The organism is Streptomyces sp. NPDC047981, from assembly GCF_040653315.1.
In the GTDB taxonomy this organism is placed as follows: domain Bacteria; phylum Actinomycetota; class Actinomycetes; order Streptomycetales; family Streptomycetaceae; genus Streptomyces.
This window is the reverse complement of sequence record NZ_JBEZNQ010000023.1, coordinates 38804-62308: the sequence shown is the minus strand read 5'-3', so window position 1 is coordinate 62308 and position 23505 is coordinate 38804. Positions and strand designations below refer to the sequence as shown.

General features: G+C 73.0%; 8 protein-coding genes. 2 read left to right on the top strand and 6 right to left on the bottom strand.

Going from position 1 to position 23505, the window contains the following annotated elements:
* Window positions 1-151: 151 nt before the first annotated feature.
* The 4 genes from AB0E14_RS16170 to AB0E14_RS16155 form a co-directional block, all read right to left on the bottom strand.
* Window positions 152-364 (bottom strand): MbtH family protein, encoded by a 213-nt coding sequence (locus tag AB0E14_RS16170; RefSeq protein WP_362417266.1) that lies wholly within the window; start codon window positions 362-364, stop codon window positions 152-154.
* Window positions 361-14655: an amino acid adenylation domain-containing protein gene (locus AB0E14_RS16165; protein WP_362417263.1), complete on the bottom strand. Its 14295-nt coding sequence runs from the start codon at window positions 14653-14655 to the stop codon at window positions 361-363. The genes AB0E14_RS16170 and AB0E14_RS16165 overlap by 4 nt, the downstream gene beginning before the upstream one ends.
* A gap of 92 nt (window positions 14656-14747) precedes the next feature.
* Window positions 14748-15794, bottom strand: a complete 1047-nt coding sequence (locus AB0E14_RS16160) for an iron-siderophore ABC transporter substrate-binding protein (protein ID WP_362417260.1) — start codon at window positions 15792-15794, stop codon at window positions 14748-14750.
* 197 nt (window positions 15795-15991) lie between these two features.
* A complete protein-coding gene (locus AB0E14_RS16155; protein WP_362417257.1) occupies window positions 15992-17344 on the bottom strand; it encodes a lysine N(6)-hydroxylase/L-ornithine N(5)-oxygenase family protein in 1353 nt (450 codons plus the stop codon).
* Window positions 17345-17592: 248 nt separating this feature from the next.
* Between AB0E14_RS16155 and AB0E14_RS16150 the strand changes: the two genes are divergently transcribed.
* Together AB0E14_RS16150 and AB0E14_RS16145 are read left to right on the top strand one after the other, a co-directional pair.
* A complete protein-coding gene (locus AB0E14_RS16150) occupies window positions 17593-18540 on the top strand; it encodes a methionyl-tRNA formyltransferase (RefSeq protein WP_362417254.1) in 948 nt (315 codons plus the stop codon).
* Between the two features lie 101 nt (window positions 18541-18641).
* Window positions 18642-19820, top strand: a complete 1179-nt coding sequence (locus AB0E14_RS16145) for a winged helix DNA-binding protein (RefSeq protein WP_362417251.1) — start codon at window positions 18642-18644, stop codon at window positions 19818-19820.
* A gap of 79 nt (window positions 19821-19899) precedes the next feature.
* Here the strand turns inward: AB0E14_RS16145 and recQ are convergent, their stop codons facing one another.
* Together recQ and AB0E14_RS16135 are read right to left on the bottom strand one after the other, a co-directional pair.
* A complete protein-coding gene (gene recQ, locus AB0E14_RS16140) occupies window positions 19900-21930 on the bottom strand; it encodes a DNA helicase RecQ (RefSeq protein ID WP_362417248.1) in 2031 nt (676 codons plus the stop codon).
* A gap of 90 nt (window positions 21931-22020) precedes the next feature.
* Window positions 22021-23433: an aminopeptidase P family protein gene (locus AB0E14_RS16135; protein WP_362417245.1), complete on the bottom strand. Its 1413-nt coding sequence runs from the start codon at window positions 23431-23433 to the stop codon at window positions 22021-22023.
* Between the last annotated feature and the right edge of the window lie 72 nt (window positions 23434-23505).

The following is a 23505-nucleotide window of genomic DNA, read 5'->3' as shown; positions in this document are numbered from 1 at the left end:
CTCGGCCACGTCAGGGTCGGAGCGGCTGTGTGAGTGCTCGGCGGCCTCCCGGTCGCCCCGCACGCGTCTTCTGTCTCCGGCCTCTCAGACCGCCGCCGCCCGTGGGGTCCTGCTCCACGGGCGGCGGTTTCGGTGTGGTCCGAGGGGGGTGTCAGGCCTGCTGGGCCGTGGTGAGGGAGGACGGGCGGAGGTCCGTCCAGTGTTGCTCCACGTACGCGAGGCAGGCGTCGCGGTCGGCCTCGCCGAAGGCGGTACGCCAGCCGGCGGGGACCTCGGCGAACGAGGGCCAGATCGAGTGCTGGTTCTCGTCGTTGACCAGGACCAGGAAGGCGCCCTGCGGGTCCTCGAACGGGTTGGTGCTCATGCGTTGTCACTCCTTGTGGACATGGCGGTGAACAGCTCCGAGAGCGGCTGCTCCGGGTCGGCGGCCACGGTGCGCAGCAGCCTCTGCAGTTCGTCGGCGAGCTTCCGCGCCTTGGCGGTGCCGATCAGGTCGGTGGCGTGGATCAGGCCGCAGTGGACCGGCCCGTCGCCCTGCGGTTCGTAGAAGCTGAGGGTCAGGTCGGCCCGGGTCGAGCCGGTCGGTACGGCGTCGAGGGAGCCGATGCCGCCCTCGAGGCGCTCCAGGTCCGCCTGCTCGTGGTGGATGACCATCACCTGCGGGCCCTTCGGCGGCAGTCCCGTCGCCCGGACGACCTCCTCGAACGGGAGGTCCTGCCGGTCGAGGGCGCTGAGCGTGGTCTCCCGTACGCGGGACAGCAGCTCCGCGAAGGTCGGGTCTCCCCCGGTGTCCGTGCGCAGGACGACCGTGTTGAAGAAACAGCCCACCAGGTCCGTCAGCTGGTCGTCCGTGCGGCCCGCGACCATGGTGCCGATGGGCAGGTCGGTGCCCGCGCCATGGGCGGTGAGGACCGCGGCGAGCGCGGAGTGCAGCACCATGAACATGCTGGTGCCGGTCGCCCGGGCCAGCTCGTCGACGGCCGCGTGCAGTTCCTCGTCCAGGACGAAGCCGACGTGGTCCGCGCCGGAGGCGCCCGCCCGGCGCGGGCCGTCCGCCGGAAGGGCGATCCTCGGCGGGACGCCGTCCAGCGTCGTACGCCAGTAGTCCAGTTGGCGACCGCCCAGGGTCTCCGGGGACCGCAGGTCGCCGAGGACCTCGCGGGCCCAGCGGGCGTAGTCCCGGTACGCGACCGGCAGCGGCCGCCACTGCGGTGCCCGGCCCTCGGTGCGGGCCTGGTAGGCCGACGTCAGGTCGCGGAAGAGGGGGACGACCGACCATTCGTCGACGACCAGGTACTGCATGGTCAGGAGCAGCGCCTGCGCCCCCGTGCCGGCGGCCGTCAGGAGGTGGGCGCCGACCGGTACCTCCCGGTCGGCCCGGGGCGCGCCCGCGGCCAGTTCGGCGAGGCGGGCCTCCAGGTCGTCGGTCGTCTCGGTGCGCAGGGCCAGGGGCTTCGACGCGTACTGGTGGAGCGTGCCGGCCTCCTCGCTGTACCGCGTGCGCAGCGGTTCGTGGCGCTCGGCCACGTCGGCGAGCGCCGCGGACAGCACGGCGGCGTCCAGGCCACCGCCGGGCGAGCGCAGCACCAGCGCGTGGTCGAAGGCCGCGGAACGGCCGCGCCCGTGGTGGGCGTCCCACTGCCAGCGCTGTACCGGAGCCGCCTCGGCGGGCAGCTCGGGGCGGCCCTCCTCCCGCCGCAGCGCCGGGCGTGCCGTCGCCGCGCCCTTGAGCTTGCCCTCGATCCCGGCGACGGTCAGCGCGTCGAAGACGTCGCGGATGCTCAGCTCCACGCCGAACTCGGTGCGGATCCGGCCCAGGAGCCGCATGGAGGCCATGGAGTGGCCGCCGAGCGCGAAGAAGTTGTCGTGGACGCCGACCTTCTCCAGCTTGAGGATCTCGCAGAACAGTTCGGCGAGATGTGCCTGCGTCGCGTTGACGGGCTTCGCGTCGCCGGTCATCGCCGCCCAGTCCGGTACGGGCAGCGCCTTGCGGTCCAGCTTGCCGTTGGGGGTCAGCGGCAGCGGCCCGTCGAGGGCGATGACGAGCGCCGGGACCATGTACTCGGGCAGCTGCCCGGCCACGTGGGCGCGCAGCTCCTGGGGGTCCACCTCGCCGGTCTCGGGGACCGCGTAGCCGACCAGGCGGACGATGTCGCCGTCGCGGTCGGGCACCACGGCGGCCTGGGCCACCGACGGGTGTCCGGCGAGCGCGGCCTCGATCTCACCGAGCTCGATGCGGAAGCCGCGGACCTTCACCTGGGTGTCGACGCGCCCGAGGAAGTCGAGGTTGCCGTCCGCGCGCCAGCGGGCGCGGTCACCGGTGCGGTACATCCGGCCGCCGGCCGGGCCGTACGGGTCGGCGACGAACCGCTCGGAGGTGAGCGGCGCCTTGCCGAGGTAGCCGCGGGCGAGGCCGCGGCCCGCCACGTACAGCTCGCCGACGACACCCGGCGGGACGGGCCGCAGGTGGTCGTCGAGGACGTAGGCGCGGGTGTTGGGGTCGGGCCGGCCGATCGGGACCCGGCCGGTGGGGCGCCCGCCGTGCTCGCGGGAGGGCCACAGCGTGGAGTTGACCGTCGCCTCGGTGAGCCCGTAGGCGCAGATCAGGTGGGCCGTGGCGCCGAACCGCTCGAAGACGTCCGGCGGCACCGTCTCCGTGCCGACGAGCACGGTCGAGCCCTCGGGCAGCGCGCAGCCGGGCGGCAGGGCGGAGACGAGCGACGGCGGCAGGATCATGTGGCTGATCGCCTGCTCGGCCAGGAAGTCGGTGAGCGCCGGGCCCGCGACCCGTGCCTCGTCGGTGATGAGGACGAGGCGGCCGCCGTGGCAGAGCGCCATCGACAGCTCGAAGGCGAAGACGTCGAAGCCGATCGAGGCGAACTGCAGGACGTGGCTGTCGTGTTCCAGGCCCATGCGGTCGACGGCCGTGGCGACGAGGCTGGCGATGCCCTCGTGCGGGACGACGACGCCCTTGGGCCGGCCGGTCGAGCCGGAGGTGTAGATGACGTACGCGGCCTGGTCGAGCAGCACCGGCGCGGTCTCGACCGGCGTCTCGGGCCGCGTCGCCAGTTCGGCTGCGACCGCCGGTTCGTCGAGGAGCACCAGCGGGACGCCCGCCACCTGCGGGATCTTGCCCGCGACCGGCTCGGTGCCGACGACGAGCGCGGCCCGCGAGTCCTCGATCATGTACGTGAGCCGGTCGGCCGGGTGGACCAGGTCGAGCGGCAGGAACGCGGCGCCCAGCTTCAGCGCGGCGAGCACCGTGGCGACCATGTCGACCGAGCGGGGGACGGCCACGCCGACCACGCTCTCGGCTCCGACGCCGCGCGCGGCGAGCAGGTGCGCGAGCCGGTTGGCGCGGGCGTCGAGCTCCGCGTAGGTGACGGTCCGGTCGCGGTCGACGACGGCGACCGCGTCGGGGCGCTCGGCGAGGCGCGCCGCGAACAGGGCCGGGAACGTCTCCTCGTCGACCTCGCGGGCGGTGCCGTTGAAGCCCTCCAGGACCAGGTGCCGTTCGTCGTCGGCCAGGATCTCGGCGCGCGACACGGGCGCCTCGGGTGCGGCGACCAGGGCCGCGACGAGCGCGGTGAGGCGTGCGCCGAGGCGCTCGACGGTCTCGTGGTCGAACAGCTCGGTGGCGAACTCCAGGCGGCAGGCGAGGGAGCCGGTGGAGCCGTCGGCGGGGGTGTGCTCGGTGAAGCTGAACACCAGGTCGAACTTGGCGGAGCGGATGCGGAACGGCACGTAGTCGGCGCTCAGGCCGGGCAGTTCGAAGCCGTCGCCGGTGCGTGCGTGGTAGCCGACCATCACCTGGAACAGCGGGTTCCGGGAGAGCGAGCGGGTCGGGTTGAGCTTCTCCACGACCGACTCGAAGGGCACGTCGGCGTGCGAGAAGGCGGCGAGGTCGGTCTCCCTGACCCGGGCGAGCAGCTCGGTGAAGGACGGGTCGCCGCTCAGGTCGGTGCGGAGCACGAGGGTGTTGACGAAGAAGCCGACCAGGTCGTCGAGGGCCTCGTCGCCGCGCCCCGCGATCGGCGAGCCGAGCGGGATGTCCGTCCCCGCGCCCATCCGGTGCAGCAGGGCGGCGACGGCGGCGTGGACGACCATGAACATGCTGGCGCCGCTCTCGCGGGCGAGCCGCTTCAGCCCCTCGTGGACGTCCGCGTCGAAGGCGAGGTCCAGCTCGGCGCCGGTGAACGCCGGGCGGGCGGGCCGGGGGCGGTCCGTGGGGAGTTCCAGCTCCTCGGGGGCGCCGTCCAGGGTGGTGCGCCAGTACTCCAGCTGGCGGGCGGCCAGGCTGTCGGCGTCCGCCGGGTCGCCGAGCAGGCGCTGCTGCCACAGGGCGTAGTCGGCGTACTGGACGGGCAGCGGCTCCCACTCCGGTGCCGCGCCGGTGAGGCGGGCCGCGTAGGCGGTGGCGAGGTCGCGGAGGAACGGGCGGTCGGACCACTCGTCGGTGGTGATGTGGTGGAGCAGCAGGACGACGACGTGGTCCTCCGGCGCGAGTCCGATCACCGTGGTGCGGACGGGAAGTTCGGCGGCGAGGTCGAAGGGCCGGTTGACGAGGGTCTCGACGAGGTCGGGGAGCTGCTCCTCGGTGACGTCCTGGATCCGCTCGACCGGCTGCCGGGCCCGGTCGGCGGGCAGCACCTTCTGGAACGCCTGGCCGTCGCGCTGGACGAACACGGTACGGAGGGCTTCGTGGCGCGCGGTCACGTCTCCGACCGCCCTCGCCCACACATCGGCGTCGAAGGCCCCGCGCAGGCGCATGACCAGCGGGAAGTTGTACGCGGCCGAGGTGCACTCGATCTGCTGGATGACCCAGAGCCGCTGCTGGGCGTGGGAGAGCGGCAGTTCGTCGGGACGCTCCCCCGCGGTCAGGGCCGGCCGGGAGGCGCCGCCCGCGCGGTCGGCCCGCTCGACGAGTTCGGCGACGGTGGGTGCCTCGAACAGGTCGCGGATGGCGAGTTCGGCGTCGAGGGCGGTACGGGCGCGGCTGACGAGCCGGGTGGCGAGCAGCGAGTGGCCGCCCAGGTCGAAGAAGTCGCTGTCGATGCCGACGCTGCCCTCGGGCAGGCCGAGGACCTCGGCGAAGAGGGCGCAGAGCGTCTCCTCGCGCGGGGTGCGGGGCGGGCGGCTGGTGCCGCTGCCCGCGAAGTCCGGTGCGGGCAGGGCCCGTACGTCGAGCTTGCCGTTGACGGTGAGCGGCAGCGTCCGCACCGGGACGAGCGCGGAGGGGACCATGTAGTCCGGCAGCCCGGCCTTCAGGTGGTCGCGGAGCCGCTGGATCAGCTCCTCCCCCGGCTCGGTGCCGGCCTCGGGCGCGAAGTAGCCGACGAGCCGCTTGGTGCCGGTGCTCTCGTTGACGACGACGGCGGCGTGCGCGACCTCGGGGTGCGAGGAGAGCGCGGTGGAGATCTCGCCCAGTTCGATGCGGTAGCCGCGGATCTTGACCTGGTCGTCGGTGCGGCCGAGGAAGTCGAGGAGGCCGTCGTACCGTTCCCGGACGAGGTCGCCGGTGCGGTACATCCGCTCGCCGGGCTCGCCGAACGGGTCGGCGACGAACCGTTCGGCCGTCAGGCCGGGACGGTCGTGGTAGCCGCGGGCGAGACCGGTGCCGGCGATGTACAGCTCACCGGGGCAACCGGGCGGGACCGGGCGCAGCATCGCGTCCAGGACATAGGCGCGGGTGTTGCGGATGGGCCGGCCGACCGTGGGGGTCCGGCTGTCGGTGGTCGAGCCGCCGAGCGTGTTGATGGTGTACTCGGTCGGCCCGTACAGGTTGTAGCCGTACGTGTCCGGGGTGCGGGCGAGGGTCGTCCAGACCGTGTCGGAGACGGCCTCGCCGCCGAGCAGGACGAGCGCGGGCCGGTGGTGCCCGGGGCCGGACTCCTCGTCCCGGAGCAGGCCCTCCTCGATGAGCAGCTGGGCGTACGTGGGCGTCACGTTGACGACGTCGATCCGGTGCTCGTCGCAGTAGGCGACCAGCGCCTCGGCGTCACGGCGCAGCTCCTCGTCACAGACGTGCACCTCATGGCCCTCGACGAGCCAGAGCAGCTCCTCCCACGACATGTCGAAGGCGAAGGAGACGGTGTGGGCGATGCGCAGGCGCCGCCCGCCGGCCGAGGCGATGGCCGGGTCGAAGATCTCCTTCTGGTGGTTGAGCTGCATGTTCGTCAGGCCCCGGTAGGGGGTGACGACGCCCTTGGGCCGGCCGGTGGAGCCGGAGGTGTAGATGATGTACGCGGGGTGTTCGAGCCGGTCCGCGAGGTCGTGGGCGAAGGCGGGCCGTTCGGCGTCGGTGATCTCCCCGCCGGGGAGGGCGGCGAGCTCGGCGGCCACGGCCGGGTCGTCCAGGAGGAGTTCGGGCACCGCGTCCCCGCCCGCGCTCGCGCCGGGTGCGCGCAGGGTCGGGGCGACGGCCTCGGTGGAGACCACGCAGAGGGGTCCGGTGTCCTCGATCATGAGCCGCAGCCGGTCGGCCGGGTGGTCCAGGTCGAGCGGCAGGTACGCGGCGCCGGTGCGCAGGACGGCGAAGAGGGCGGCGACCATGTCGATGGACCGGGGCAGCGCGAGCGCGACGGCCTTCTCCGGTCCGGCGCCCCGGGCGAGGAGCAGCCGGGCGATCCGGTTGATGTGGGCGTCGAGTTCGGCGTAGGTGAGGGAGCGCTCGCCGAAGACGAGGGCCACCGCGTTCGGGGTGCGGGCGACCTGGGCCGTCAGCATGTCGGCGATGGTCTCGTTCGGGACCGGCTCCCGGCTGCCGGCCCACTCGGCGGTGAGCGCGGCCCGCTCGGTCGGCAGCAGCAGGTCCACGGCGACCGTGCGGGCGGTGGCGGCGTCGGGGGCGGCGAGCAGCTCGCCGATCCGCTCCAGGACGGTCGTGAAGCGGCCGAGGACGGTGGCGGACGCCTCCGCGTCGAAGAGGTCGGGCCGGGCGGCGAGGGTGACCCGCAGCCGGGTCTCGGGGGTGACGATCAGGGTGAGCGGGAAGTGGGTGCCGTCGACGTTCGACACGTCGGTGATGCCGTGGCGCTGCCGGAGCGCGGCGGCCCGGTCCTCGCCGTCGGCGGAGCGGAGCACGAAGAGGGTGTCGAAGAGCCGCCGGTGGCCGGTCTCCTGCTGGAGGGTGCCGAGGCCGACGTACTCGTACGGCATGACGGCGGCGCGCTCGGACTGCATGCGGCGCAGCAGGTCGAGCAGCGGCTCGTCCGGGGCGAAGGCGACCCGGGCCGGAATGGTGTTGAGGAACATGCCGATGATGCCGGCGACCTCCGGCACGTCCGCGGGCCGGCCGGCGACCGCCGTGCCGAAAGCGACGTCCGAACGGCCGGTGGTCGCCGAGAGGACCAGGCCCCAGGCGGCGTTGAGGACCGTGTTGAGGGTGAGGCCGTGCTGCCGCGCGACCGCGCGGAGCCGGTCGCTGGTCTCCCGGGTCAGGACGGCGTCGTGGTCGGCCGGCAGGACGGGGCCCGCGTCGCGGCCGGTGGGGGCGACCAGGGTCGGTTCGTCGAAGCCGGCGAGCGCGTCGCGCCAGGCGCCGAGCGCCCGGGTCGTGTCCTGCTGGTCGAGCCACGCCAGGTAGTCGCGGTAGGAGCCGGGGGCGGGCAGTCCTGTGGCGTCGCCGGACCGCTCGTACAGCCCGAACAGCTCCTCCAGGAACAGCCAGGCGGACCAGCCGTCCCAGAGGATCAGGTGATGGGTGACGACGAGCCGGTCGCGGCCTTCACCGAGCCGGATGAGGTGGAGGCGGCAGAGCGGCGGCGCCGACAGGTCGAAGCGCTGCCTGCGGTCGGCGGCGAGCAGTTCCTCCATCCGCGCGTTCCGCTCCTTGGGCGGGAGCCCGGTCAGGTCGGTCAGCGTCAGCGGGATCTCGGCGCCGTCGGCGATGAACTGCACGGGCCGGGGCAGGCCGTCGCTGGTGAATCCGGCGCGCAGGCTCGCGTTGCGCTCCAGGAGCGCCCGGCAGGCGGCGCGCAGCCGGTCGACGTCCAGCGACGTGTCGAGGTCCAGGGTCTCCTGGGAGAGGTAGACGTCGAGGGCGTCGCCGGTGTCGTAGGTGGCGTGGAAGTACATGCCCTCCTGCAGCGGGGAGAGCGGCCAGATGTCGGCGACCGGGTGGCCGGAGACGGCCTCGACGCGGGCGGTCTCCTCCTCGGTCAGTTCGAGGCCGCCGAGCGGCGCGGGCGCCTCGGGCTCCGCCGGGGCGGCGGCGCCGGCGGTCAGCTGGTCGAGCAGCGCCTGCAGGGCCGGGTCGACGGCGGCGCCGGACTGGGCCTGGGCGGCGAGCATCGCCTGCAGGGCGGCGGCGGCCTGCCCGGCGTCGGCCGCGGACACGGTCACCGCGGCGGCGGGCGCCTCGGGGGCGGTCTCGGCGGCGGGTTCGTCCGGCACGTCGGCGGCCGTCGCGGCGAGCGCGGCGGGCGTACGGTGCTCGAACACATCGCGCGGGCTGATGGTCAGTCCCCTTTCACGGGCCCGGGTGGCGACGGAGATGGAGCTGAGGCTGTCGCCGCCGAGCATGAAGAAGTCGTCGTCGGCACCGATCCCCGGCAGACCGAGGACGTCGGTGAAGATCTCGCAGAGGGCGCGCTCCCGCTCGTCGCGGGGCGCGCGTCCGCCTGCCCGGGGCGCGACGGACGGCGAGGGCAGGGCGTTCTGGTCGAGCTTGCCGCTGGGCGAGAGCGGAAGTGCGTCGAGGGTGGTGACGGCGCTCGGGACCATGGCCGCGGGCAGCGCCCCGGCGAGCGCGGCCAGGAGCGCCTCGCCGTCGGGGGCGGCGCCGGGGGCCGGCACCGCGTAGCCGATGAGGGCGCCGTCGCGGACGATCACGGCGGCGCGGGCGACGCCCGGCAGGGCGGCCAACGCGGCCTCGATCTCGCCCAGTTCGATCCGGTTGCCGCGCACCTTGACCTGGCGGTCGGTCCTGCCGAGGTATTCGACGGCGCCGTCGGCGCGCCGGCTGACCAGGTCGCCGGTGCGGTACATCCGCGCGCCGGGCTCACCGAACGGGTCGGCGACGAACCGCTCGGCGGTCAGGCCGTGCCGGTCGTGGTAGCCGCGGGCCAGCTGGACGCCCGCGAGGTACAGCTCGCCCGGCACACCGTCGGGGACGGGGCGCAGGAAGGAGTCGAGGACGTACAGGCGGGTGTTCCAGACGGGCCGGCCGATCGGTACGGCGAGCTCGGTGCCGCCCTCGTACGGGAAGTAGGTGACGTCGACGGCCGCTTCGGTGGGGCCGTAGAGGTTGTGCAGCGGCACGGGGCCCGCGGCGCCGCGGCGCGCGGTCAGCTCGGACCAGCGGCGGGCGTCGGGTCCTGTGAGCGCCTCGCCGCTGCAGAACACCCGGCGCAGGCTCGTGGCCCACGCGGGGGCGCCGGGCCCGGCCGCCTCCATTACCTGCACGTAGGCGGCCAGCATGGAGGGGACGAAGTGCAGGGTGGTGATCCGTTCGGTACGGATCAGTTCGGCGAGGTACGCCGGGTCGCGGTGGCCGTCGGGGCGGGCGAGGACGACGGTGGCGCCCTCGATCAGGGCCCAGAAGAACTCCCAGACCGAGACGTCGAAGCTGGACGGGGTCTTCTGGAGCACGCGGTCGTCGCCGTCGAGCCGGTACGCGTCCTGCATCCACGCCAGGCGGTTGACGATCGCCCGGTGGGTGACCGCGACGCCCTTGGGGCGGCCGGTGGAGCCGGAGGTGTAGATCAGGTACGCGGGGTGGTCGGGCCGGGCGGCTGTCGCCTCGGTGCCGGGGACCTCCTCGGCCGGCCCGTCGACCAGGACGTGTTCCAGGTCCGGGGCGGCGGGCAGCCGGCCGGCCGCGTCGGCGGTGGTGAGGACCGTACGGGCGCCGGAGTCGGCGAGCATGAACGCGACCCGGTCGGCGGGGTAGTCGAGGTCCACGGGCAGGTAGGCGGCGCCCGCCTTGTGGACGGCGAGCAGCGCGACCATCAGCTCCGCCGAGCGGGGCACGGCGACGGCGACGAACCGCTCGGGTCCCGCGCCGCGCGCCCGCAGCCGCCGGGCCAGGGCCTCGGCGCGGCGGTCGAGTTCGGCGTACGTGAGGGTGGCGCCCTCGAAGACGACGGCCGGGGCGTCGGGCGTCCTGGCCGCCTGGGCGGCGAAGAGGGAGGCGAGGGTGGCGTCCTCGTCCGGCAGGGCGTGCGCGGTGGCGTTGAGGGCGGTCAGGCGCTCGGCCTCGCGCTCGGAGAGCAGCCCGACCCGCGCGACCGGGCGGGCCGGGTCGGCCACGAGGGTCCGCAGGAGCGCCTCGAAGCGGTGGGCGATCACGGCCACGGCGAGCTGGTCGAGCCGGGCCGCGTCGTACTTGAAGCGCAGCGCGAGCCCGTCGCCGCCCTGCTCGACGATGAGGGCGAGCGGGTAGTGCACGGCGTCGAGGACCTCGGCGCCGGTGAGGCGGAGGGCCGCCGGGTCGGCGTCGGTGGACAGATCGCCGGTCGGGTAGTTCTCGAACACGACGAGGGTGTCGAAGAGTTCGCCGCCCCCGACCCCGCCACCGCCGGCGCCCGCGATCCGCTGGATCTCGGCGAGGCCGAGGTGCTGGTGGTCCAGGAGGCCCGCGTGCTCGTCCTGGACGCGCAGCAGCAGTTCGGCGAGCGACTCGTCGGCGCGCAGGGTGACCCGGGCCGGCACGGTGTTGATGAACAGGCCGACGGCCGTGTCCAGGCCCTCGACCTCGGTGGTGCGGCCGGAGACGGTGGTGCCGAAGACGACGTCCTGGCTGCCGGTGAGGCCCCCGAGGAGGAGCGCCCAGGTCCCGTTGACGACGGTCGACAGGGTCAGTCCGTGGCTGCGGGCGCGGGAGGTGAGTTCGGCGGTGAGCGACTCGGGGAGCCGGACGTCGACGTGCTCGGGCAGCGCCGCGGGCGCGTCCTCGTGGGCGCCCGTGGCGAGCGCGGGCAGCCGGGTCGGGCCGTCCAGGCCGGCGAGGGCAACCCGCCATGCCTCGCGGGCCGCGTCGAGGTCCCGGCTCGCCAGCCAGGTCAGGTACGGCTCGGGCGCGGGCGGCTCGGGCAGGGCGTCGCCCCGGTAGGCGGAGGTGAGTTCGCGGAGCAGGACGGAGACCGACCAGCCGTCGGCGATGATGTGGTGCAGGGTGAGCAGCAGCCGGTGGCGCTGCCCGTCCCGGAGGAGGGTGGCCCGCATCAGCGGCGGTGTGGCGAGGTCGAAGCCCTCCGCGCGGTCCCGCCGCAGCACCTCCGCGAGCGGGGTGTGTGCGGTGTCGGCCTCGCTCCAGGGCAGTTCGGCCCGGTCGGCGACGCGCTGGACGACCTGGCCGCCGGGCAGCTGGCGGAACGCGGCGCGCAGCAGCGGGTGCCGGTCGAGGAGGAGCTGGAGCGCGTCGCGGAGCCGCGCCGGGTCGACGAGGCCCCCGAGGTCGATCAGCTCCTGGACGACGTAGAGGTCGGCGGAGTCGCGGTCGAACTCCGCGTGGAAGAAGAAACCTTCCTGGAGCGGGGAGACCGGCAGCGCGTCCTCGTCGAGCACGACGGTACGGGGAGCGTCCGCGGGGGCCTCGGCCGCGTCGGCGGTCCGGGCGAGCGACGCCACGGTCCGCTGCCGGAAGACGTCGCGCGGGGTGATCGCGAGCCCTGCCTCGCGGGCGCGGTTGACCAGCTGGATGGCGACGATGCTGTCGCCCCCGAGCTCGAAGAAGCTGTCGTGGACGCCGACCGACGGCAGCCGGAGCACCTCGGCGAAGAGCGCGGCGAGCGCGGTCTCGGCGGGCGTGGTGGGCGCGTCGCCGCCGGTCGTCGCGGTCCACCGGGGCTCGGGCAGCGCCCGGGCGTCGAGCTTGCCGTTGGGCGTCAGGGGCAGCGGTCCTTCGAGGCGTACGACGGCGGAGGGGACCATGTAGTCCGGCAGCGCCTCGGCGATCCGGGTCCGGGCCGCGGCGACGGCGGCCTCGGGGTCCGTACCGGCCTCGGCGACCAGGTAGGCGACGAGGCGCTTGGCGGCGCGGTGGTCCTCGCGGACCAGGACGGCGGCCTGGGCGATGCCGTCGCAGGCCATGAAGGCGCTCTCGACCTCGCCGGGCTCGATGCGGTGGCCGCGGATCTTGATCTGGCCGTCGGAGCGGCCGAGGAACTCCAGGTTGCCGTCGGCGCCCCAGCGGACGCGGTCACCCGTGCGGTACATCCGCGCGCTGGGCTCCTCCGCGTACGGGTCGGCGACGAAGCGCTCGGAGGTGAGGCCGGGGCGGCCGAGGTAGCCGCGGGCGAGACCGCGCCCGGCGACGTACAGCTCGCCCTCGGCGCCCACGGGCACGAGCCGGAGCGCGGAGTCCAGGACGTAGGCGCGGGTGTTGGGGTCGGGTTGGCCGATGGGCGCGGGACCGGGCCGGTCGGGCGTGGCGACCCAGAGCGTGGAGTTGACGGTGGCCTCGGTGAGGCCGTAGGCGACGACGACCTGGAGCCGTCCGTTCCAGCGGGCGATCAGCTCGCTCGGGACCGCTTCGGTGCCGACGATCAGGACCGCGCCGTCAGGCAGCTCGCACTCCTGCGGCAGGGCGGAGACCAGGGACGGCGGGAGGATCATGTGGGTGGCGCGGTGGCGGGCGATGTAGTCGGTGAGGGCGGGCCCGGCGACGCGGCGCTCGGTGGGCACGACGATGATCCGGCCGCCGACGCACAGCGACATGATGAGGTCCCAGACCGTCACGTCGAAGCCGACGGAGGCGAACTGGACGACGCGGCTCTCGGCGGTGATGCCGATGCGTTCGGTGGCGGTGGCGACGAGGCTGCCGACGCCGTCGTGGGAGACGACGACGCCCTTGGGCCGGCCGGTGGAGCCCGAGGTGTAGATGACGTACGCGGCCTGGTCGAGCGCGATCGCCACATCCAGGTCGGCGCCGTCGAGTGCGGCGCACTCGGCGGCCACCGACGGGTCGTCGAGCAGCAGGTGGGTGACGCCGGGGGCGTCCGGGAGCGCGGCGGACAGCTCGTACGTGGTGAGGACCGTGCGGGCGCCCGCGTCGGCGAGCATGTAGGCGATCCGGTCCTGCGGGTGGTCGGCGTCCAGCGGCAGGTAGGCGGCGCCGGTCTTCATGACGGCGAGCAGGGAGACGACCAGTTCGGCGGAGCGCGGGACGGCGACGGCGACGACGTCCTCGGCGACGACGCCCCGGGCGAGCAGCAGCCGGGCAAGCCGGTTGGCGCGCGCGTCGAGTTCGGCGTACGTCAGCTCCACCTCCTCGCAGACGAGGGCGGTGGCGTCGGGGGTACGGCGGACCTGCCGCTCGAAGGCCTCGGGCCAGGTCAGTTCGGGAGACTCGCACGGTGCGACACCGAACTCGTCGAGGAGCAGGGACCGTTCCGCGGGCGAGGTCAGCTCGATGTGGCCGACCGGGCGGTCGAGGTCCTGCGAGAAGGCGTCGAGGACGGCGAGCAGGCGCGTCTCGTGGCCCCGGAGGGCCTCCGCGTCGCAGACGGCCGCGTCGGCGTCGAGGTGGACGCGCAGGCCGCGCCCGCCGTCGCACTCGGCGAAGCTGACGGCCAGATCGCTGACCGGACCGAGCCAGACCGGTTCGAGTTCGGTCGCGTGGTCGCCGAAGCGGAGGTCCTCGGGGCGGGGCAGGACGTTGACGGTGGGGCCGACGAGTTCGTTGACGCCGTCGGCGAGGCCCAGCTCCCTGGCCAGGTCCTCGGCGCGGTAGCGCCCGTGGGCGACCGCCTCGCCGACCGCGTGCCGGACGGCGGTGAGGAGTTCGGTGCCGGTCGTGCCGGGGCGGACGGCCAGGCGGAGCGGCACGATGTTCGACACCATGCCGGGGATCTCGGCGGAGGCGGGGTCCTGGCGGGCGGCGATCGGCAGGCCGAGGACGAGGTCCTGCTCGCCGCTGACCCGGTGGAGGTAGGCGGCCACGGACGCGACCAGGACGCGGGAGACGCGGGTGCCGGCGCGCTCGGCGGCAGCGTGGAGGCGTCCGGTCAGCTCGGCGGGCAGCTCCGAGGTGCGACGCAGCCGCCGGGTCATCGGCAGCGGAGCGCGTTCGACGAGGCGGACGGGTTCGGCGCGGTGGGCCATCCGGTCCAGCCAGTAGGCCCGGTCGTCCTGGTGGGCGGTGGAGGCGCGGTAGGCGCGGTCGGCGTCGACGAGCCGGTCGAGCGCCCAGTCGCGGGGCGCGGGGGCGTCGTCGCCCGCGGTGTACAGCCGGCCGGCCCGGCGGGTGACGAGTGCGACGCCCATGCCGTCGGTGACGATGTGGTGGTAGCGCTGGTACCAGAGGACGTGGTCGTCGGCGAGGCGCAGCAGGGCGTGGCCGAAGAGGGTGTCCCGGGCGAGGTCCAGAGTGCGCTCGCGGTCGGCGGCCATCCAGGCCTCGGCCTCACGCGCGGGGTCCTCGGCGCCGCGCAGGTCGACGACGGGCAGGTCGTAGGGGGTGCGGTGGGCCGTCTGACGGGGTGTGCCGTGCTCGGCCGTGACGCGCACGTGCAGGTTCTCGGCCTCGTCGACGGACTGGCGCACGGCGGCGGCGAGGCGGTCGAGGTCGACGTCGCCTCGCAGGTCCAGGGCGAACACGATGTTGTAGGCGGAGCTGTCCGGGTCGATCTGCTGGGCCAGCCAGATGCCGGACTGCCCGCCGGTGACGGGTGTTCCGGAAGCGGACGTCCGGTCCGACGCGACGTCAAACATCGTTCGAATGGGCCTTTCCCTGGTGGTACGTCAGTGAGGCCCGCCCGTCCGCGAGAGCTCGGCGTACGGGCGGGATGCCGGAGTGCCGGCGTTTACTTGATGGCCGCGATCAGCGGCTCGACCTCGTCGATGGCGTACGGGATCGACAGGACGGTGTTGAAGGAGAACGCCGCGCCGATGTCCGGGTCCTGGTAGGGCACGAACAGGTCGCGCTTCTCCTGGTTGACCTTGAGCTTCTTGTAGAGCGGCTCGGCCTTGATGCGCTCGTTGGCCTCGGTGCTGGAGGTGACCCAGACGAGGCGGTCGACGTCGAGCACGTTCAGCTTCTCGGCACTCAGCTCGGCGACGTTCCAGCCCGGCTTGGCCAGGGTGTCGATCTCGGGCTTCAGCTTGAAGCCGAGTTCGTTGAAGAAGATCGCCTTCGGGTCGGTCTTGGTGAAGGCGGAGTACTTGCCGGCCTCGAAGCTGTCGGCGACGGCGATGGTCTTCGTCGCGAACTCGGGGTGCTTGTCACGGACGGCCTTGAAGCGGGCGTCGATGTCGGTGATCAGCTTCTCGGTCTCGGCGGACTTGCCGAGGGACTTGCCGATCTGCCGCGTCATGACCTGCCAGGAGGCTCCGTAGTCGGGGAGGTCCTTGGGCTGCGCGACGACCTTGGTGAACTTGGAGAGCGTGTCGTACTGCTCCTTCTTCATGCCCGAGTACTGGGCGATCACCAGGTCGGGCTTGAGCGCCGCGATCTTCTCGATGTTGTACTCGTCGCGCTCGCCGACGATCTCCGGCTTCGTGGTCCCCCACTTGTCCTTCGCCCACGGCCACTTGCCGTACGGGGTCTCCTTGAACCAGTCCACCGCTCCGACCGGCTTGATCCCGAGCGCCAGAACCGCGTCCTGGTCCGACAGGCCCAGGGTGACGACCTTCTTCGGCTCCGCCTCGATCGTCGTGCTGCCGTACTTGTGCTCCACGGTCACCGGGAAGGCGGTGGACGCGGAGGGCTTCGCCTCGCCCGAGGGCTTGGACTCCGTCTTCTCGCCGCCACCCCCACAGGCGGACAGCGCGAGCGCGGCGACGGTGGCGACGGCCACCCTGGGGACGTATCTGACGAAGCGCGTCAGAGCGGGGCGCGTACCAGTGGACACGGATGTTCCTTTCACGGGGATGACACAGTGCGTGCCCCGCCCGCCGCGTACGACGACGCGAGGCGGCGGGTGGAGCGAGTGGGGGCTTGGGTGGGGGCCGTCGGCCGTGGAAGGGCCCTGGGGAGGAGAGGCCCTTCCACGGCCGCGCAGGACGGGCCGGCCGAGTCGACCGACGGTGCGTCAGCAGCCCTGTGGGATCAGCGGACCGAGCCGATGCCGTCGGCGACCTGGTGGGCCACGCCCGCTGCGGGCTCCGGCTTCCGGCCCAGGATCGAGTCGAGGATCTCGCCGACCCGGATCGCGGTGTTGGAGAGCAGCGACGACGTGATGCCGTGGGTGTGCTCGGTGCCGCCCTGCAGGTAGATGCCGCAGTGCAGTTCGGGGTCGGTCGCGATCCGGTAGTCCCGCTCGACCCGGACCCGGCCCTGCCCGTCGCGGTGGCAGCGCTCGGCGACGTCGCCGAGGAGGCCGAGCGGTTCGGCCTGGCTGTAGCCGGTGGCGAGGACGACCACGTCGGCGTCGAGGACGTTCTCCTCGCCGGTGACGAGGGAGGTGACGGTGGCCCTGACGGTGTCCCCGGCCTCCTCGACGCCCGTCAGCCGGGAGATGTTGAGGAAGCGCAGGCGCTCGTTGCCGAGCACCTTCTCCTGGTACGCCTGCCGGTACAGGTCGTCGATCAGATCGATGTCCACGACCGAGTAGTTGGTGTTTCCGTGATAGTCCATCAGGCGGCGCTTGATGTCGTCGGGCGCCGTGTAGTACTCGTCGACGGCGGCCGGGTCGAAGATCCGGTTGGCGAAGCTGCTGTCGTCCGCGGGGCTGTAGCCGTAGCGGGAGAAGACCGCGCAGATCTCGGCCTGCGGGAAGCGGCGGTGCAGGTACGCCACGTTCTCCGCGGCGCTCTGGCCGGCGCCGACGACGATGAAGCGGCGGGGGTCGGTGCCCTCGAGGCCGTCCACCTTGGCGAGCAGGTCGGAGTTGTGCCAGACCCGCTCGGTCCGCTCGACGCCCTCCGGCATCAGCGGGCGAAGTCCCGTACCGATGACGAGGTTTCGGGCCCGGTGGACCACGGTCTCGGTGCCGGAGCGGGCGGTGACGTCGAGGTACTCCACCACGCCGTCGCGCACCACGGGCTCGACGGAGACGACCTCGTGGCCGTAGGAGACCATGTCGTCGACCTTGGCCGCGGCCCACTCGAAGTAGTCGTGGAACTCGACGCGGAGCGGGAAGAGGTTCTTGTGGTTGACGAAGTCGATCAGCCGGCCCTTGCTCTGCAGATAGCGCAGGAAGGTGTACTCGCTCGACGGGTTACGGAGCGTCACCAGGTCCTTGAGGAAGGAGACTTGCATGGTGGCGTCGTCGATGAGCATGCCGCGGTGCCAGCCGAAGCTCGCCTGGCGCTCGAAGAAGTGAGCAGTGACCGCCTCCTGCCTGCCGACGCGAGCGTTGTGCTCGCTCAGCGCGATCGCCATGGCCACGTTGGACGGCCCGAAGCCGATGCCTATGAGGTCATGAACCAGAGGTGTGTCGCCAGGAAGAACCTGTGACATGTCACTCCCATCGTGCGGGACAGCCGCCAGTGAGGCGTGGATGAAAAGACGGTGTGCCGACCTCGCCGTGGACCTCGGCCAGCCGAACTTAGGTAAAGCTAACCTGACCTGGCTTGAACTGTCGACTGGGCAAAACGGACAAGCGAGAGATGACGGCGGTGAACGTCCTTGAAATGAGGGCCCGTTGCATCCTTAGGTAAGCCTTGCTTTACTTGGCGCGGTCATTCGCTCTTCTGAGGAGGAACCCCATGCGGGTCGTCATGTTCGGTTACCAGACCTGGGGGCACGCCACCCTGAAAGCACTCCTGGACTCCGAGCACGACGTGGTGATGGTCGTGACGCACCCCAAGAGCGAGCACGCGTACGAGAAGATCTGGAGCGACTCGGTCGCCGATCTGGCCGAGGAGCACGGCGTTCCGGTCGTCATCCGCAACAGGCCCGACGACGAGGAGCTGTTCCAGGCGCTCAAGGACGCCGACCCGGACATCATCGTGGCCAACAACTGGCGCACCTGGATCCCGCCGCGGATCTACACGCTGCCCCGGCACGGCACGCTGAACATCCACGACTCCCTGCTGCCCAAGTACGCCGGCTTCTCCCCCATCATCTGGGCGATGATCAACGGCGAGTCCGAAGTCGGCGTCACGGCCCACATGATGGACGAGGTGCTCGACGCGGGCGACATCGTCGACCAGCGCGCGGTGCCGATCGGCCCCACCGACACCGCCACCGACCTGTTCCACAAGACGGTCGACCTCATCGCCCCCGTCACGATCGGCGCGCTGGGCCTGATCGCCTCCGGGCAGACCGAGTTCACCAAGCAGGACCGCTCGCAGGCCAGCTTCTTCCACAAGCGCTCCGAGGAAGACATCCGGGTCAACTGGGACTGGCCCGCCGACGTCCTGGAGCGCCTGGTGCGCGCCCAGTCCGCGCCGTACCCGGCGGCCTTCGCCTTCCACAAGGGCAAGCGCCTCGAGATCCTCTCGGCCGTGGTCTCCGAGGGCCGTTACGGCGGCACGCCCGGCCGGATCTTCTACCGCGAGGGCGAGGGCGTCGTGATCGTCGCCGGCGCCGACGCCCGCACGGGCCGCAACCACGGCCTGGCGATCACCCGCGTGCGGACCGAGGACGGCCGGGAGCTGCCCGCGACGGAGTACTTCACCTCCATGGGCGGCTACCTCACCAGCCGCCCCTGACCTCCCGAACTCCGGCGCCCCCAGACGGTCCTGGGGGCGTCGGCTCCACACGGAATGACTGGGTTAGGTTCACCTAACTCGTACGGGGAACAGGAAAATCCATGGAACACCGGGTGACCTCCGGCACCGCTCACGACGCGAACGGCACCAGGTTCGCCGTCGTCGGCATATCGAACGTCCCGACGGACTGGGCGCGGGTCTTCAGCTCGCTCGCCGAGGCCGATCTGACCAGCGACTCCGCTCCGGGCGGCTTCTCCGCCCTCCTGGCCGCCGCCCCGTCCCCCTCCGGACCCGCGCGTCCCGGAGAGCCCCCTGTGCCCGCGGGACCCGCGGAGCCGACGGGACACGCGGAGCAACAGCAGGAGGGGCCCGCGAACCGAGAGGGGCTCGCGCGGTCCGGCGGACCGGCCGAACTGGGCGGCGCCTCGCACCCCTTGGGCCCGCGCTCCTTGAGCACGACACCGCCCAGCGTGCTGAACCTCAACGCCTACCTGCTGTACGCGCTCGGCAAGGCCGCCCGCCGCAGACTCACCGAGAAGCTCTCGGCGCACGGACTCCGCCTGTGGCACCTGACGGTGATGGCGATGGTCGCCGATCTGGGCCCGCAGATGAAGACGGTCCTCGCGGCCCGGCTCGACATGAACGCCAGCGACCTGGTGAAGATCGTCAACGATCTGGTGAAGACGGGCCATGTCGACTGCGGCCGGGATCCGGCGGACCGGCGCCGCGTGGTCGTACGCCTGACCCCGGCCGGCAGGGCCTTTCTCGGGGCGCTCAACGCGGAGATCGCGTCGACCGACGACGAGGTCCTGGCGCCGCTGAGCGCGGAGGAACGCGAGCTGCTCGGCTCGCTGCTCCGCCGTGTCCACCGGCACCTCGAACCCGCCCCGGCCGGCGTGGTGCACGAGCAGCCGCGGTACGAGACACCCGCCCGTGCGAGCTCCGTCGAGGACGGCCGGATCGACTGGACGCGTCCGGCCGCGGAGATCGCCCGGCTCGTCGAGGACCGGCGCCATCTCTTCCCGACGGCCTACACCCACCACGACGGGCGGCGGCTCGAACTGCTCGGGGCACGGGTCTCCCAGGGCACCTACTCCGGCGCCCCCGGCCTGGTGGTCCACCGGGAGGACGAGGGCGTCGTGATCGTCACGGGGCCGAGGTCCGCCACGGCGGCCGAACCCGGCCTGGTGCTCGGCCGGTTACGCACCGAGGCGGGCCAGGAGGTCGCGGCGGAGGAGTACTTCCCCTCCCCCGGAGCGCTCCTCGCCGACCGTCCCTGACGGCCGGCCCGACTCGGCCGGCCCGACGCGGTCAGTCCCGACACGGCCGGCCCCGACCACCGGAGACCGCCCGGGGCGCTCACTCCCAGTCGTCCCAGGGCGGCTCCTCCTCCGGGTCGAAGGGCGGCGGCTCCTCGTCGAACGCCGCTCGGGGCGCCGCGGGCGACGCGGGCCTCGGGGATGCCGCGGGCGCCGGGGGCGACGCGACCGTCGGCTGTGACTCCGGGGCGGCGGCCGCCGCCGCCCCGGGGGCGCGGCTCTCGGCCAGGGTGTCGAGGACGCCCTGGGCGTACTTGGCGAGCTTCGCCTCGCCCACGCCGCCGACGGTGCCCAGCTCCTGGACGGTCGTGGGGGACAGCGTCGCGATCTCCCGCAGCGTCGCGTCGTGGAAGACGACGTACGCCGGAACGCCCTGCTCGCGCGCCGTCGCGGCCCGCCAGGCCCGCAGTGCCTCGAAGACGGGGACGGCCTCGGCCGGCAGGTCGACCGGCACACGGGCGCCCTTCCCCGCACGCGAACCGCTCTCCTTCGTACGGGAGCTCGCGGCGGGCGCCTTCTCCTTCCGCATCGGGACCTCGCGGCGGCCGCCGAGCACCTCTCCGCTCGCCTCGGTCAGCACGAGCGTTCCGTAGTCGCCCTCCACCGCGAGGAGCCCCTGCGCGAGGAGCTGGCGGACGACCCCGCGCCACTCGGCGGTGGACAGATCGGCACCGACGCCGAAGACCGACAGGCCGTCGTGGTCGAACTGGATGACCTTGGCCGTCCGCTTGCCCTGCAGGATGTCGATGATCTGGCCGGCGCCGAACTTCTGGCGCCGCTCCTTCGCCAGCCGCCAGACCGTGGACAGCAGCTTCTGCGCCGGGACCGTGCCGTCCCAGGACTCGGCCGGGGTCAGGCAGGTGTCGCAGTTGCCGCAGCGTTCGCCCTGCTGCCCGAAGTAGGCGAGCAGCCGGACCCGGCGGCAGTCGACCGTCTCGCAGAGCGCGAGCATCGCGTCGAGGTGCGTGGCCAGGGACCGGCGGTGCGTCTCGTCGCCCTCGGAGCCCTCGATGAGCTTGCGCTGCTGGACCACGTCCTGCAGTCCGTACGCCAGCCAGGCCGTGGCCGGCTCGCCGTCGCGGCCTGCCCGGCCGGTCTCCTGGTAGTACCCCTCGACCGACTTCGGCAGGTCGAGGTGGGCGACGAACCGGACGTCCGGCTTGTCGATGCCCATGCCGAAGGCGATCGTCGCGACGATCACGACACCGTCCTCGCGCAGGAAGCGGGCCTGGTTCGCCGCGCGCGTCCGGGCGTCCATGCCCGCGTGGTACGGCAGGGCGTCGATGCCCTGCTCCACCAGGAAGGCGGCAGTCTTCTCCACGGAGGAGCGGGAGAGGCAGTACACGACTCCCGCGTCCCCGTCGTGCTCGGTGCGGATCAGCTCCAGGACCTGCTTGAGCGGGTTGTTCTTCGGGACGATGCGGTACTGGATGTTCGGCCGGTCGAAGCTCGCGACGAAGTGCCGGGCCTCCTGGAGCCCCAGCCGGGCCGCGATCTCGGCGTGGGTGGCCTCCGTCGCCGTCGCGGTCAGCGCGATCCTCGGCACCTTCGGCCAGCGCTCGTGCAGCATCGACAGGGCGAGGTAGTCGGGCCGGAAGTCGTGGCCCCACTGGGCGACGCAGTGCGCCTCGTCGATCGCGAAGAGCGACACCGTGCCCCGGTCGAGGAGCCGCTGCGTCCCCTCCGAACGCAGCCGCTCGGGGGCCAGGTAGAGCAGGTCGAGCTCACCGGCGAGGAAGGCCTGCTCGACCGACTGCCGCTCGTACGGCTCCTGCGTGGAGTTGAGGAATCCGGCCCGCACACCGAGGGCGGTGAGCGCGTCCACCTGGTCCTGCATCAGCGCGATCAGCGGTGAGATCACGACGCCCGTGCCCGGTCTGACCAGCGCCGGGATCTGGTAGCAGAGCGACTTGCCGCCGCCGGTGGGCATCAGGACGAGAGCGTCGCCGCCCCCGACGACCTGCTCGACGATCTCCTGCTGGGCGCCGCGGAAGGAGCTGTAGCCGAAGACACGGTGCAGCACCTCCGACGCCTCGGAGGGGGTCGCGGGGGAAGCTTCCGGAAGGACCATTCCAGAAGCCTAACGGGGGCGGCCGACACTCCCGTCCCGGTCGGGTGAACCTGTGGACAACCGCCGCACGGGCTCACCCGCGGACGACGCTCAGCCCGCCGTCCGGGCCATCCACGCCTCGACCTCGTCCGCCGTGCGCGGCAGGCCCGCCGACAGGTTCTCGTGCCCGTCGGCCGTCACGACCAGGTCGTCCTCGATCCGGACGCCGATGCCCCGCCACTCCTCGGGCACGGTGAGGTCGTCGGCCTGGAAGTACAGGCCGGGCTCGACGGTGAGCACCATGCCGGGCTCCAGGACCCCGTCGACGTACTCGGCGTTGCGGGCCTGCGCGCAGTCGTGGACGTCGAGACCGAGCATGTGGCCGGTCCCGGCCATGGTGAAGCGGCGCTGCAGACCGAGGGCGTACGCGCGCTCGGCGGGCCCCTCGATGAAGCCCCACTCGACGAGCCGGGCCGCGAGGTGCCGCTGGGACGCCTCGTGGAAGTCGCGGTAGGCGGCGCCCGGCTTCACGGCGGCGAAGCCCGCTTCCTGCGCCTCGTAGACGGCGTCGTAGACCTTCCGCTGCACGGGAGAGAACGTGCCGCTGATCGGCAGCGTGCGCGTGACGTCGGCGGTGTAGAGGGTACGGGTCTCCACCCCGGCGTCGAACAGGAGCAGCTCCCCCGGGCGCACCGGGCCGTCGTTGTCCGTCCAGTGCATGATCGTGGCGTGCTCGCCGGCCGCGCAGATCGAGCCGTAGCCGACGGAGTTGCCCTCCAACCGGGCGCGACGGAAGAAGGTGCCCTCGATCCAGCGCTCGGAGGAGGCGACGGCGCGGGACAGCTCGCCTATCGCGTCGGTGAAGCCGCGCACGGTGGAGTCCACGGCCTTGCGCATCTCGGCCAGCTCCCACGCGTCCTTCACGAGCCGGAGGTCGCTCAGCGCCTCCTCCAGTTCCTCGTCGCGCTCCGCGTCGCTGGTGACGGCGGCCTCCAGGGCCGGGTCGACACCGCGGACGATCCGGGTCGGGACGGAGGCGGCGGTCGCGAGGTCGCGGGCCGCCGTGCGGACGTCGCGGCAGTCCAGGCCGAGGACCCGCGCGGACTCGGCGAGGGAGCGGCGGCGGCCCATCCACAGCTCGGCCGTGGGCCCGGTCCAGAACTCGTCGTCGTCCCGGCCGTCCCGGGGCAGCTGGTAGCAGTACGCGTCGTGGCCGCCGTCGGCGCGGGGTTCGAGGACGAGGGCGCCGTCCCGTGCCTGGTCGCCGGTCATGTGCACATAGCCGGTGTACGGGCGGAAGGGGTAGGTGTCGTCGTTCGAGCGGACCTTGAGGTTGCCGGAGGGGATCACGAGCCGCTCGCCGGGGAAGCGCGCGGAGAGGGCGGCCCTGCGGCGGGCCGCGTACGGGGCCTGCTCGTCCGGCTCCAGGTCGTGCCGTTCGGTGTCCGCCCAGCCCGTGCGCATGAGGGCGGAGAGCTCGTCGGAGATCTCCGTGTACAGACCGTTCTTCCGGCCCTTGGCCATGTCAGGTCCCTTCGTCCGTGCGGTGCCGTCGCGGACGGACGGTAGCCCCCGGGGCGGGCGCCGGGTGCTCAG

Coding starts and splice junctions, on each gene's coding strand:
- AB0E14_RS16170 (WP_362417266.1), bottom strand. CDS start 364: ATGAGCACCAACCCGTTCGAGGACCCGCAGGGCGCCTTCCTGGTCCTG.
- AB0E14_RS16165 (WP_362417263.1), bottom strand. CDS start 14,655: ATGTTTGACGTCGCGTCGGACCGGACGTCCGCTTCCGGAACACCCGTC.
- AB0E14_RS16155 (WP_362417257.1), bottom strand. CDS start 17,344: ATGTCACAGGTTCTTCCTGGCGACACACCTCTGGTTCATGACCTCATA.
- AB0E14_RS16150 (WP_362417254.1), top strand. CDS start 17,593: ATGCGGGTCGTCATGTTCGGTTACCAGACCTGGGGGCACGCCACCCTG.
- AB0E14_RS16145 (WP_362417251.1), top strand. CDS start 18,642: ATGGAACACCGGGTGACCTCCGGCACCGCTCACGACGCGAACGGCACC.
- recQ (WP_362417248.1), bottom strand. CDS start 21,930: ATGGTCCTTCCGGAAGCTTCCCCCGCGACCCCCTCCGAGGCGTCGGAG.
- AB0E14_RS16135 (WP_362417245.1), bottom strand. CDS start 23,433: ATGGCCAAGGGCCGGAAGAACGGTCTGTACACGGAGATCTCCGACGAG.